At 67.5% G+C, this 13,440-nt stretch carries 11 protein-coding genes; 5 read left to right on the top strand and 6 right to left on the bottom strand.

The window, feature by feature from the left end; genetic code table 11:
* Window positions 1-47 precede the first annotated feature (47 nt).
* The 5 genes from NP4_RS08810 to NP4_RS08790 are packed head-to-tail and all read right to left on the bottom strand — an operon-like array spanning window position 48 to window position 6,123.
* Window positions 48-1,568, bottom strand: coding sequence for an MmgE/PrpD family protein (locus NP4_RS08810; RefSeq protein WP_067994619.1), 1,521 nt, complete (start codon window positions 1,566-1,568; stop codon window positions 48-50).
* On the bottom strand, window positions 1,565-2,083 hold the full coding sequence (locus NP4_RS08805) for a type II toxin-antitoxin system RatA family toxin (RefSeq protein WP_067994617.1): 519 nt from the start codon (window positions 2,081-2,083) through the stop codon (window positions 1,565-1,567). The genes NP4_RS08810 and NP4_RS08805 overlap by 4 nt, the downstream gene beginning before the upstream one ends.
* Before the next feature lie 11 nt (window positions 2,084-2,094).
* On the bottom strand, window positions 2,095-3,372 hold the full coding sequence (locus tag NP4_RS08800) for an aspartate aminotransferase family protein (RefSeq protein ID WP_067994614.1): 1,278 nt from the start codon (window positions 3,370-3,372) through the stop codon (window positions 2,095-2,097).
* A gap of 10 nt (window positions 3,373-3,382) precedes the next feature.
* Window positions 3,383-4,510, bottom strand: a complete 1,128-nt coding sequence (locus NP4_RS08795) for an acyl-CoA dehydrogenase family protein (protein ID WP_067994904.1) — start codon at window positions 4,508-4,510, stop codon at window positions 3,383-3,385.
* 8 nt (window positions 4,511-4,518) lie between these two features.
* Window positions 4,519-6,123 (bottom strand): aldehyde dehydrogenase family protein, encoded by a 1,605-nt coding sequence (locus NP4_RS08790; protein ID WP_067994612.1) that lies wholly within the window; start codon window positions 6,121-6,123, stop codon window positions 4,519-4,521.
* Window positions 6,124-6,279: 156 nt separating this feature from the next.
* Between NP4_RS08790 and NP4_RS08785 the strand changes: the two genes are divergently transcribed.
* The 4 genes from NP4_RS08785 to NP4_RS08770 all read left to right on the top strand — a co-directional run bounded on the left by NP4_RS08785 (window position 6,280) and on the right by NP4_RS08770 (window position 10,497).
* Window positions 6,280-7,266, top strand: a complete 987-nt coding sequence (locus tag NP4_RS08785; RefSeq protein WP_067994901.1) for a DUF2156 domain-containing protein — start codon at window positions 6,280-6,282, stop codon at window positions 7,264-7,266.
* On the top strand, window positions 7,263-8,174 hold the full coding sequence (locus NP4_RS08780) for a diacylglycerol/lipid kinase family protein (RefSeq protein WP_067994607.1): 912 nt from the start codon (window positions 7,263-7,265) through the stop codon (window positions 8,172-8,174). The genes NP4_RS08785 and NP4_RS08780 overlap by 4 nt, the downstream gene beginning before the upstream one ends.
* A 28-nt stretch (window positions 8,175-8,202) precedes the next feature.
* On the top strand, window positions 8,203-9,693 hold the full coding sequence (locus tag NP4_RS08775) for a flavin-containing monooxygenase (protein ID WP_067994604.1): 1,491 nt from the start codon (window positions 8,203-8,205) through the stop codon (window positions 9,691-9,693).
* Between the two features lie 72 nt (window positions 9,694-9,765).
* On the top strand, window positions 9,766-10,497 hold the full coding sequence (locus NP4_RS08770; RefSeq protein WP_067994601.1) for an AfsR/SARP family transcriptional regulator: 732 nt from the start codon (window positions 9,766-9,768) through the stop codon (window positions 10,495-10,497).
* Window positions 10,498-10,546: 49 nt separating this feature from the next.
* On the opposite strand, the gene NP4_RS08765 is transcribed toward NP4_RS08770, so the two are convergent.
* Entirely contained in the window at window positions 10,547-11,848 is a 1,302-nt protein-coding gene (locus NP4_RS08765; RefSeq protein WP_169813694.1) for a lipase family protein, read from the bottom strand.
* 389 nt (window positions 11,849-12,237) lie between these two features.
* On the opposite strand from NP4_RS08765, the gene NP4_RS42485 reads away from it, so the two are divergent.
* Window positions 12,238-13,440, top strand: coding sequence for a flavin-containing monooxygenase (locus NP4_RS42485; RefSeq protein WP_067994596.1), 1,203 nt, complete (start codon window positions 12,238-12,240; stop codon window positions 13,438-13,440).

Raw genomic sequence — 13,440 nt, 5'->3', positions numbered from 1 at the left:
AATCATTTTGCATCCACGGGCCTGTCGCGTAGAGTGTCGACCTTTGCTCACCTCCCATAGGGCTGACACAGCGCGGTCGCGAGGGTGCGGGCGGTTTGCTCCGCATCCAGAGTTTCCAGTCGTTCCACTCGCGACAGCGTCTCCGCATTTCCACCGACCGCGAGAAATTTCCCGCCCGCGATGACCTGATGATGCTGTCGGGTGGCCGGTCCGGTCATGCCGATCGAGCGATCGCACTGTTCGGTCAGACGACGGCCGTCGGCCAGTTCGACCACCACGCGCGCGCCGATGGACATGGTCGCCTGCTCGAAAGTGGATTCGGGCAGGCCGAGTTCGGCCAGCCGGCGCGGCAGTTCCTCACCCGCCCACGCCTGCAGCTCCGGCCAGCTGGCCGCGCGCGGACCCGCCCAGCGCAGCGCCTCGCCCAGCGGGGCGGTGGCCCGCAGCATCTGCTCGGTCATAGCGGTGTCGTGTTCCACGCTCACCCGATCGGCCAGCCGCCAGCGCTGTTCGTCACCGAGGGCAGCCGGGGCCAGATCGTCCGCGCCGAGCCGCCCGGTCAGCAGGATCGTCGCCACGCCGTAGCCGAGCGCGAAATTGGCCGCGGCGACCGGGGTTCGGCGGCCGTCCAGGAACGGCCGCACCTTGCGGTCGAGCAGATAGGTCAGCAGACAGCCGTGCACCACGATGCGCCGGATCGCGGGCAGATCCCGCGGCGGCAGCCGGGCGCTGAGTCGCTCGGCGCATTCGTAGGCCGCCTGGGCGTAGGCGCTGCCCGGAAAACGCTTGAACCCCACCGTATCCGTATGCCAGCGCCGCCCCAGCCCGGCCACCAGCAGTTCCGGCAGCGGCACCGCTGACAACTGCGCCAGCAGACCGTCGCCGCCGTCGAGAAGATCTGTGGTGCACCGCATCCCGTGCGCGGCCGCATCGCATGCGTCCAGGGCCGAACGCACCGGCAGCGCGGCGGTGAGCGCTTTGACATCGCCGCCGAGGACGGCGCGATGCAGCGGCGTCGGCACCATGCCCAGGGCCAGGCCCAGCGCCGAGGTCCACTCGACCGCGGGCGCGCGGCGCGCGTGCAGCAGCGCGGTGGCCGCCCCGACCAGATGGCAGTGGGTATTGGCCTGCGCCCGGAAGAACGGCCCGAGAATCGTTGCGGCCGTGAGCCGGGCGGCGCATTCGTTGGCCACTACGATGCTGGTCAGCAATGCCCGCCCGTCCAGTTCGAGCCCGCGGGCATAGGCCACCGGCACCGAGACGCACGAGGCCGACAGATGTCCCACGAAGGACACATCGTCGAAGTCCAGACAGGTGGCCAGCCCGGCCAGCACCGCCGCGGACTGTTTCGGATCGCGATGCAGCGGCGCGCCGAAGGTGGCCACCAGCGCGCGGCCCAGCGGATGGGTCAGCGAGGCGCGCACGGCCGAGAGCGTCGAGACCAGCTGGCTGCGCGCCAGGGCGAGGGTGGGCGCGGGAATGTCCTCGTAGCGCACGGTGCGCGCCCAACTCGCCAGTTCGGCGGTGGAACCGACCGCGCGGCTGATCGCCTCGACCGAGATCGTCATAGCGCCCGGCCTTCCGAAGCGACGCCCGACAGCGCGAGTTTGGCTGCCACGGCCGCCGCGACCGCGGCATCGTCGATCACCTGCGCGTCGCCGAGCAGTTGGAACAGCGCCACTGCGATGCCCTCCTTGAGCACCTTCTCCGCGACCGGCTCCAGAATTCCCGCGAGACTGGGGATTCCGAAGTCGAACGCGGCCTCGAAATGCACCGCGCAACCCGCGTCCACGCTCTCCACCCGCCAGGTGCCGCGGAAGATGTCGAAATCGCCGGTGGTCTGTTCGAAGACGATGCGCCGCTGCTCGGGCTGGAAGTAGTCCACCTCCGACCAGCGCAGCGGCCCGTTGCGGAAATACACCTCCCAATCGCTGCTCATCGGAGCACCGTCGGGGCTGTCGTGCACGATGACCGATCGCACCTCGGCCACCAACTCCGGATATCGTTCGAATTCGGCGATCCGGGCGTAGGCGCGGGCGGCCGGACAGGTGACCGAGCCGACCGTGAGTTGAACCGCACGCATCGTTGTCGACCTCACCTTTCGCTGTGGGGATACCGATCGGCCAGCGCCGTGACCGCCTGCGCGAAGCGATCCAGCAGGAACTCCACCTCGTCGCGATCCATGACGGCGGGCGGCGTGAGCCGCAGCACGCGTTCGCAATTGAGCGAATGACTGGGGATGACGCGGCGGCGGACCAGTTCGATCAGCAGTTCGCCCGCCAGCGCCGGATCCACGAACTCGATTCCGATCAGCAGGCCGCGCCCGCGCACCTGCCGGATCTGCACGCCCAGCGCGGCTACCGCGATATCGGTGATCGCGGAGAGCAATTCGGCCCCGAGCAGCGCGGCCCGCTCCACCAGCCCGTCCTGTTCGATGGCGATGAGCGCGCCGCACACCGCCGCCATGGCCACCGGCGCGGCGGAGAAGGTCGAGGTGTGCAGGAAGGGATCGCGGTCGAGCACCGAATAGGCCCGCTCGGTCGCGATGGCCGCCGCGACCGGCAGCACTCCCCCGCCGAGCGCCTTGCCGGACAACAGGATATCGGGCCGAATCCCCTCGAGATCGGAACCCCACCAGGCGCCCAGGCGGCCCAGTCCGGTCTGGATCTCGTCGACCACCAGCAGCGCGCCGAACTCCGAGCACAGCGCGCGCACGCTGTGCAGATAGCCGGGCAGCGGCAGCACCACCCCGGCCTCGCCCTGTACGGGTTCGACGATCACGCACGCCGGGCCCGCCGAACGTTCCAGCGCCGCGTGCAGCGCGGGCACATCGTTGTAGGGAATATGGGTCACATCGGGTAGCAGCGGCCGAAACGGGTCCTGGAACAGGCTTTTCGCCGTGACCGACAGCGCACCGAGGGTTTTGCCGTGATATCCGCCGTGCATGGAGATCAGATGCCGGTGCCCGGACAGCCGGGCGATCTTGATCGCGGTCTCGGTCGCCTCGGCCCCCGATCCGCAGAAGTGCACCCGCTCGAGACCCTCGGGCGCGATCCGGGCCAGCATGCCCGCGGCCCGAGCGGCGGTGGGCTCCAAGAACATTCGCGTGCCGATCGGATGCCGCTGCAGCTGCCGCTGCACCTCGCCGACCACCACCGGATGTCGCGCGCCGGTGATGAAAACCCCGTAACCGCCCGCGTTGAGGTACTTTTCGCCATCGATCGTGGTCACCCACGCGCCCTCGGAGGCGACCTCCACCTGCCCGCCGATCAGTTCCGCGATGCGCGCCCGGCCCGAGCTGAGGTTGTCGCGGTAGGCCCGCGCCACCCAGGCCGTATCGTTCGCGACTGGATCGCTGTGCTCAATGGTCATATCGTCACTTTCAGTCGATCCGGAAGGTGCCGCCCGCCAGACTTTCGGCGAGGCTGTCACCGCAGGCCTGGCGAGCGGGTGGATGGAATGCGAGACAGCGGCTCGCCGTGGCGAGGTAGGCGATATCGGGATCGGTGACAAAGGCCGTGCCGCCGAGGGTTTCCAGCGCCCGCGCGGCCGTCTCCCCGATGGCGTCCTGCACCGCGAAGCGGGCGATCATGGTCTGCGCCAAGGCGGGATTGTCGGCGCGGCCCTCGATCAGCAGTCGCGCCACCGATTCCAGCAGCAGGGCCGCGGTCTCCAGCCGAATCCCCAACCAGGACAGCGTCTCCCGACTCGCACGACCGGCGCGGAACACCCGCTCCACCAGCGCGCTGGCCATGCCGAGGTAGCACGCGCAGATCAGCAGTTCGAACCAGATGAATCCGACGGTCTGTAATTCGTCGACCGCGCCCGAGTCGTCCACCGTGGCCCGCACGGCCAGGCGCTCGTCGACGAATACATCGTTCAGGCGTACCTCATCACTCTCGGCCCCGGCCAGAATGGCGCTGGCCCAGAACGGATGCGTCGAAATCCCCTCGGCGGCAGCGGGTATCAGCAGCATCACCGGTTCGGATTCACCGGGCACGACCGCGCTGGCCGAGAGCAGATCCATCGAGGCGGCCATACTGCACGGCCGCTTGGAACCGCTGACCCGATAGCCGCGCTCGGCCGGGGTCGCGGTCATCGTCGGCGACAGAATGCCGCCGCCGGGCCGCCCCTCGGCGAAACCGGAAGAGACGAGCAGGTTCTGGTCGGCGATACCCTCCAGGATCGCCCATTCGGTGCCCGCGGCGCGCAGGCTGTCGGCGAGGGTGAACAGCGTCGCGACCGAGAAGTGGTGCATGGTGGTGGCGACCGCCAGCGAGGGTGCGACGGAGGCGACCGCGCGCATCACGCACACCGCGTCGAGCGGATCGACGCCGCGGCCACCGTACGCGTTCGGGATCACCAGTCCTGGCCCGCCGAACTTGCGGAACAACTCCAGCCCGGGATTGCCGGGTCGTTCCAGCTCGGTCAGCGGAATGTCCGCGAGCGCGGAATACAGTCCGGGAATGTGCTTTTCGCACATGGTCCGCGCCTCGTCGAGGGTACGCATGCCCACCCCTACCGGTATCCGTACGGTTGACCGGCCGCGGAGATCGCGACGCCCTGCAGATGCGAGGCCCGCAGCATCGGATAGTTGGCCTCGCCGAAAACTCCTCCGGTGAGCCCGGTTCCGCCGTGCGAGGGCAGCGGCGCGGTGAACGCGATATGGGATTCGTTGACCTTGATCAGGCCGCCGTTGGTCACACTGGCCACATATCGATCGATCACCTGGGCATCGCGGGCCCACAGCGAGTTCCGCAGTCCGTAGCGATTGCCGTCGACGAACCGCAGGCACGCCTCCAGCAGGCGCTCGTCGTCCTCGGCCTCGGGCACGATCACCGGCACGAGGGGAAAGAACGTCTCCTCCCGTACGGCGACCAGCTCCCGGGCGGCGGCCAGACCGTCCACGCGAACGACGGTGGGCCGCAGGAAGAATCCCGCGGAATCGGCCGACCCGTCCAGGTGCATGTTCGAACCGCCGGTGACCACGGTCGCGCCGTGCGCCACCGCATCGGCCAGGACGGCGTGGAACCGATCGTGGCGCAGCACCGGCGACAGCACGACACCCTCATCGTCCGGATAGCCGGGCCGCAGCTGTTCGGCCAGCTCGACGACCCGGGCGAGCAGCTCATCGGCCACCGCCGGATGCACCACCACCTGATTCGGAATCATGCACAGCTGTCCCGAGCCGAAGAAGCTCTCGGTGACCGCCCGCGCGGCCGCGGTCAGATCGGCATCGCGCCAGATCAGCACGATGTCATTGCCCGCGAGCTCCAGAATCGGCTTCTTTCCCGCTGCGACACAACGCCTTTCCAGCTCCCGTCCCGATTCCACCCCGCCGAAGTACATGATGTCGTCCACGCGCGGGCTGTCCAGCCACATGCGCAGCAGCCATTCCGGATCACCGCACAGACTCCCGATCGCGCCGGGCGGTGCGCCCACCGCGGCCAGGGCCGGGGCCACGATCTCGCGCAGGGCGTAGGTCACGCCCAGCGGCGCCGCGCGAGGTGCGCGCACCACCACCGCATTGCCCGCGACCACCGCGGTCGCGGCCAGCAGCGCACTCGACATGGGCGCGTTCGCGGGGGGATTCACGCACACCACCCCGTCGGCACAGCGGCGGATCAGGCGCACCCGATCGTCGGCGGTGCGATATTCGGTGCACAGCTGCCCGCGCACGAATTCCCGCGTGGACTGTTCGCACATCTCGAGGAAGCCGCGGAACTCCCAGCGCGCCAACTCCAGCGGATGGCCCTCCAGGGTGAGCATCCGGACGATGGCATCGGCCTTGTCCAGCAGCAGTTCCCGTGCCCTGGCGAGGAATTCGACCCGATCGGCGACGGGCGCGGCCCGCCAGAGCACCGCCGCCTCGGCCGCCACCGTCAGCGCTCGCGCGGCGGTGGTCTCGTCGGCGACGGCCACCCGGCCCACGACCACACCCGGCGGCACCGACGCCAGCGCCACCGCGCCGCGATCGAGATCGCGTTTGAGCCGCAGGCTCGCGAAGGAGTCCTCGAAGATCGCACGGGACGACAGCACATGCACCCAGGTGTCGCCGCCAATGTCTGCACCACCCACATAGCTGCCGTAGGTGTATGGCTTCGTATGCTGCGCCGTCGTCATCGTGGATGCCAGCCTGCCGGGCGGCACTGAAATGTTGCTGACCTATTGCTGACGTGGCTCAGCAAACGGATCAGCCAGTCGTCAGGACGAGTGGCCATGCTGGATCGCACCGATCGATCTCGCTGAAAGGGCCGATCACCGTTGGTTTCATCGGATGTGACACCGTGCAGGGAGGATATCCGCCGCGATGTTCTCCGGCGGTATGCCGATAATCCCAGCGCCTATCTCGCTCTCAATCGGGACAATCTGTACTTCACGGTTCCGGATGTGCCCGGCTTCATCTGCTACCGCCGCTGGGGTCGCCATCTGATTCAATTCGGCGGCCCCGTCGCCGCCGCGGAGCGCCGGGCGGAGCTGCTGCGCCGATTCCTCGGTCATGCGGTCGACGAACGCAGGAAGGTGGTGGCCGTGCAGGTACAGCGCGCCGACGCCGCCCTGTACGCCGAACTCGGTATGCCGGTCAATCAGATCGGCGCCTCGTACGCGGTGGCTCTCGATCAGACCGAACTGGCCGGGAAGCGCTTCATGCGCTTGCGCAACAAGATCTCCCGCGCCCAGCGCGCCGGACTGGTGGTCGAACGGGTCGACGCCCTCCGCCACCGTGACGCACTCGCCGATATCGATCAGCGGTGGCTGCGTTCGAAGGGGCGGCACGCCAAACCATTACGGTTCCTGGTCGGCGAGATCGGCGGCCCCGCACAGCGGCTGCGCCGACTGTATCTGGCGCGGATCGGCGGCGCACCGGTCGGCTACATCTCCTACGCTCCCGCCTACGGCGCTCATCGCGGCTGGCTGCACGATCTCAGCCGCCGCCTGCCCGGTACCGTGCCCGGCGTCATGGAGGCGGTGAATTTCACCGCCATGCGCGATTTCCGGCGCGAGGGCGCCCGCTGGCTGCACTTCGGCTTCACCCCGTTCACCGGACTCGATCCCGCACTGGAACTTCCGACCGCCGACCGCGTCACCGCCCGCGCGGTGCGACTGCTCGCCGACCACGGTGCGCGCGTCTATCCCGCACGCAGTCAGCTCGAATACAAGCTGAAGTGGCAGCCGACACTGGTCTTCCCCGAATATCTCGCGGTCGGTGGACGGCTCACCCCGGGCGCGGTGTGGAGCCTGCTGCGGATGACCAACGCGCTGTGATTCCCGTTCTGGCAGTGGTGAATCCGGCCGCCGGCGGCGATACCGGCGCGCTGATGCGCGCGCTGGAGAAGCTGGACGCCATCGCACTGCGCAGCATCGAGACGACGGCGACGTCGACCGAGGCGCGGGTGGTCGAACAGGTCCTCGCATACCGGCCCGATGTGGTGGTCGCCGTCGGCGGCGACGGCACGGCCGGACAGGTCGCGGCGGCGCTGCGGATGCTCGACGAATTGACCGGCCAGGCGCCCGCATTGCTGATCGCACCGGGCGGGACGGGTAATTCCAGTTTCCGCGGGCTGTGGGGGCATCGACCGTGGGAAGAGGTCGTGACGATCGCGCTACGTCCGGAACCGCCTTGGCGCGCGATCGATCTGGCCCGGCTCGAGGAATTCGAGGTCCCCGTGCTGCTGGGCTGCGCCGCGGGGCTGCTGCCCGCGACATTACTGGCGGCCACCGAAATCGAGGGCCACGGCCGAGATCTGCTGCTGCGCGCGACGGTAGCGGCCGCCGCGAGCTATCGGCCGTTCCCGGGCCGGGTGATCGTCGACGGCGAAATACTGGTCGAGGACCGCATCGTCGTGGCCGATATCGGCGGAATGCGCCATCGCGGCGGCGATTTTCGCCTGCTGCCGCATTCGATACTCGACGACGGACTGCTGGATGTCTGCGTGGCCACCGCCGTCGTCGATCTGCCGGAACTGTTCCGCGTCGCGTTCACCGGCGCGATCGACGACCTGCCCGGGGTGCACTACGGCAGGGGACGGCGAATCCGGTTGGAACGCACCGACGGCGAGCCCCTGCTGATCGAACACGACGGCGAACTCATGCCGGGCACCCATACCGGCTACGGCCTGCACATCCTGCCGCGCGCACTGCGGGTACTGACGCCCGAGTGCGACGGACCCTGACCGTCGACCGAGCGAAACGAGGTGGCACATGCCAGATTTCAGCTATCCGGATGTTTTGATCGTCGGAGCCGGGATGGCCGGTGTGGGTATGGGCGTCGGCCTGCGTCGGGCGGGCGTCGACAATTTCGTGATCCTGGAGAAGGCGCACGAGATCGGCGGTACCTGGCGCAGCAATACCTATCCGGGCTGCGCGTGCGATGTCATGTCGCTGATGTATTCGTATTCCTTCGCCCCGCACACCGGATGGAGCAAGCTCTACGCCGACCAGCCGGAGATCCTCGACTACGCCCGGCGGGTGGTGAAGGACTTTGCCCTCGAGGCGCATATTCGCTTCGACTCCGAGGTGGTGTCCTACGAATTCGACGACGCCGTGGATCGCTGGTGGGTGCGGACCCGCGGCGGCGAACTCTACTGCCCGCGTGTGGTCGTGCTGTGCAATGGCGTGCTGCATCGACCACATCGCCCCGAATTCGCGGGCCAGGACCGGTTCGCCGGTCCGATCGTGCACACCGCCGAATGGGACCCCGCACTCGATCTCGCCGGTAAGCGGGTCGCGGTGATCGGCACGGGAGCCAGTGCGGTGCAACTGGTTCCCGCCGTCGCCGGGGTGGCCGAGCGGGTGACGGTTTTCCAGCGCACCCCGCACTGGGTGCTGCCCAAGCCGAATCGCGCCATCGGCGCGCGCGAGCGTCGGCTGCTGTCGCGCGTCCCCGGGCTGGCCGCGCTGTATCGCAATTTCGCCTTCTGGACCCACGAGGTGCCGGTGGCCGGATTCCTGCATCCGCGCCTGCTGCGGGTGCTGCGCTGGGCGGCGCTGCGGACGCTGCGCCGACAGGTGCCGGATCCGGCATTGCGGGCCAAGCTGATTCCCGACTACACCATCGGCTGCAAGCGGATCCTGCTGACCAGCGACTACTACCCGGCGCTGTGCCGACCGGACGTCGATCTGGTCACCGCGGGCATCACGGAATTCGAGCCGAGCGGGGTGCGCACCGCCGACGGCGTGCTGCACGAGGCCGATGTGATCGTGCTGGCCACCGGCTTCGACACCGACAATCGCTGCGCCGGTGAACATATCGTGGGCCGAGACGGATACACCATCGCGCGGGCCTGGCGCGACGGTATGCGGGCCTACCTCGGCATGACCGTGGCCGGATTCCCGAATCTGTTCCTGATCATGGGACCGAACTCCGGCGGCGGGGCCCAGTCCATCCTGTTCGTCATCGAGGCGCAGATCCGCTACATCACCGAATGTCTCGGCATGCTGCGCCGCGGCGGCGCGACCCGGATGGAGGTGCGCCCGGAGATCCAGCGGGAATTCAATCGATGGTTGCATTCGAAACTTTCCCGTTCGGTATGGAACTCGGGTTGCGACAGCTGGTTTCTCGACCACACCGGAAACAACCGGCAATGCTGGCCCGGAACCGGCACCAGTTATTGGTGGGCGACCCGGACTCCGAAGGCGATCTCATTCGAGTTCACACGCGCGGCTGCGTTGCACACCGTAGAAAAGCAGTAGTGCTAGCATTCGCTGTCGAGGGGGGTCCCGGTACAGCAACGGCTGCAGCGCGTTCTGGATGGTGGGCAACGTATGGCGACAACCAGTATTTCGATGCTCGGTCCCGTGCAGATCATGATGGACGGCGCCGAGGCCACCCTCTCGGGCCGAAAACTGCGCAGCATAGTGGCAATTCTCGCGATTCGGCCCCGGGAGTGGATGCGGCGCGACGAGCTCATCGAAGAACTCCAGCTGTCCGGAACCACCGATGCCGTCAATGCCTTGCACGCGCATATCGCAAGATTGCGGAAGTGGTTCGGCGCAAACAAACTCCCCGCCGATCTGCTGGAATCATCGGCCTCGAACTATCGGCTCAATATCGACCGCGCCTGCGTGGACGCCTATCGTTTCTCCGAACAGGTCGAACACGCACTGGCCCTGGGCACCTCGGCACGTTCGGTGGTGGCGGCCATGCTGGAGGACGCGCTGAACATGTGGCGCGGTGACGCGCTGGCCGATGTCGCCGACGGTCCCCTGGTGGCCGCGCGCGCGGATCAGTTGCACCAGTTGCGCGCCGTCGCACGTGAGGCGCTGCTGGATTCGTGGATCGGCCTGCAGAATTATCAGAAGGTGATCGTCAATTCCAAAACCTTCATCGCCGCCGATCCGTTCAACGAGCGACTGTGGGAGCTGCTGCTCATCGCCCTCAAGAGCTCGGGTCGCCGGGCCGAGGCGGTCGAGGCGTTCCGCAATCTACGCCGAATCCTCGACGCCGAGTTGGGCATCGCGCCCAGCGATCGGTTGCGCGCGACACTCGTAAGCTGAAAAGGGTCCGGCCGGGCGAACCCGGCCGGACCCTTTTTCGATGGACTGCCTAGTTTCCGTTGCTCCGCTCGACGGCATCCGGCATCGGGGCGGCGTCGCCGCCCTGATCACCGTTCGCATTGTTGGGCGATGCCATGGTCGCGACATCGCTGACCGAACAGCCCTCGGGGGCGGGTATTCCGTCGACCCTCTCGGTCAACCAGCGATCGATCGATGGTTGGGCCACATAGGGAATCGTGAGGAGCTCACTGGCGTGATCGCGGACATAGTGGATGCTCGCATCCGGATGGTCCCGACAGGTGGTGTTGATGAAGTCGTCCACCAGCGGCGTGGGCATCACCCAGTCCAGCGCAGGCTGGTAGTAGTACATCGGGATGTCCGGCTGCTGATTGCCGTAGCGGTTCTCGTCCATCGCGTGCTTGACGGCCGGGTCGTCGAACACATTGGGCGGCAGTGATCCCATGTAGTTCTGATAGGGCGGGGCGATGCCCGCCCATCCCATGCACACCACGCCGTGGACATCCCGGATCGCCTTGCCCACGCCGTCCATGTGCTCGTCGAGGTACCGGCCGAAATCCGGATACTCCCGAGAGATGCCGACCATGGCGTCGAAGATGGACGGGCCCGCGAGATTTCCGCTGTTGTGCGCGACCAGTCCGGCCAGATCCGACAGCGGGCTGTTGACCGCCGCGCCCTTGAGATTCAGATCCGGCGCGTAATCGTGATGCAGTTCCGCCGCGAATTGCGTGGGCGGTCCGCCGCCCAGATGTCCCTGCATGACGACCGGCGTGTGCCGACCGTCGAGATCCATCGGATAGAAGTTCTCGGCCGCCCGAATGCTGTCGAGCGTGATCCGCCCGCCCAGCGGCCCGGCGTAGAAGGCCGAATTGGGACCCTGATGGTCGGGAATGTTCATATTCCAGCCCTGCCGAAGCGCCTGCTGGAACGGCTGAAGCATCTCAGCGGCCGGTTCGATCTGGCCCATGTAGTTACCCGGGACCGACGCGAGTTGGAAATTGTAGGACGGCGCACAGTAATTCGCGAGCGAGTCCTCCGGCACCTGATAGGACAGCAGCTTGCGCGGGTTGGGACCGATATGCGGCTTGACCACCGTGGTCACCGCGGCGATCGGTTCGTCACGGCTGTTGTTCGAACGGAACGACAGCTGCCACGCCTCGACGTCCAAGGGGATAACGCCGATACCGGCGAAATTCACCTGTCGCGCCGCGATGATCTGGCCCGGCTTCAGATCCACGAACCGCGCGGGATCGGGACGATAGAACGGGTCGAATTCCGGTGGCGACGGCGGCTGCGGGAACGGAAGCAGCGGCTGGATCGGCCCGGTATACATATCCGGATTGTCGGAAACCGGCGCCGGGCGATCCGGCATACACGGGCACGAGGGGTCGGCGTTGGCAATGGTAGCGAGCGCAACCTGAACGACCGCTATCGCAGTCAACGCAAACCCGTACCGATGCCGCCTATTACGCATCGTGAACATTCAACCTTCCTTCGCAGATGTGCATGGAGGTTCGATGAGTTCGAGGTCGCGCTAGACCCTAGCACCCGTATGGCAATTTACCGGCGACACACCACGGCGAATTATCAGCTGCCGGTTGATATTAGGAATTTCCAACCAGAAACGGGTTGCCGGATACGCCGTCACCAATATTCAGCTACCTGTCAGCAATGATTCGAAGATGTCAGTGGAATTTCAGATGCCCAGGTTGTCATATCCGAGTGACCGATCCGCATCCTCCCGTGGTGATCGGTGCCGGACCCGCCGGGCTCGCCGCGGCCTGGACCCTGACCGAGGCGGGCGCGCGCCCGATGCTCCTGGAATGCTCCGATCGCCCGTGTTCCACCTGGCACGGCTACTATCCGTCGCTGCGCATGAATTCCTGGCGGCCGCTGAGTTCGCTTCCGGGAATGCGACTTCCGCCCGCATGCGGACCCTGGCCGAGTCGCGACGATTTCCTCGACTACATCGCCCGCTATGTGCGCGCACTCGATCCCGACGTGCGCTACGGCATCCGGGCCGAGCGTATCGAGCGCAGTGGCAACCACTGGATCGTGCGCACCAGCGCCGGTGACATCCCGACCGCGCGGGTGATCGTGGCGACCGGCCTGCACCGCAGGCCGCATCTACCGGACTGGCCCGGATCCGACGGCTTCGCGGGGCGACTCGCACACGCCCGGGACTACCGCGGACCGCGACCGTATCGAAACCGCGATGTGCTGGTGGTGGGTTGCGGGCCCACCGGTATTGATATCGCCGTCGAATTGGCGCGCTCCGGCGCGGCCCGGGTACGAATGGCGATCCGCAATCCGCCGTTACTGTTTCGCCTCGGCCCGCTGACCTCGCTGCTGAGCCAGGCGGTCAAGCATTGGCCGCTGCCCGACGCCGCGGTGGACCGGGCCAGTCTGCTCCTGCACCGACTGCAATGGGGCGATCTGAGCACCCTCGGCTTGTCCGCCCCGCGCCACGGCATTGTCACGGCCCTGACCCGCACCGGGCACACCGCGGGCACGATCGACCGCGGGCTGGTATCGGCGGTGAGTGCGGGCGCGATCGAAATAGTGTCGGCGGTCACGGGTTTCGCGGGGCCGAGGGTGCTGCTCGCCGACGGATCGGCGATCCGCCCCGATGCCGTGATCGCCGCGACCGGACAGCGCCCGGATCTGACCGCACTGGTCGGGCATCTGGGCGTACTCGCCGAGGTGGGCGGGCGGCCGCTGGTGCACGGCGGTCGGACGCTGGCCCACGCTCCCGGCCTCCATTTCCTCGGATACCGCGTGCCGTCGGGGCAGTTGCCCGATCTCGCTCGCGACGCGCGGGCTGTGGCGCGCGCGGTCACCGGCGTCGGCCGCGTCACCGAGACGCGCCGGCGCGTGTTCCACCGCGGGCCGAATCCGGTCGCGGAACCGCTGGCACACAGCTGA

Source organism: Nocardia pseudobrasiliensis NBRC 108224 (genome assembly GCF_001613105.1).
GTDB classification, from domain to species: domain Bacteria; phylum Actinomycetota; class Actinomycetes; order Mycobacteriales; family Mycobacteriaceae; genus Nocardia; species Nocardia pseudobrasiliensis.
This window is presented reverse-complemented; position numbering and strand designations above follow the sequence as displayed.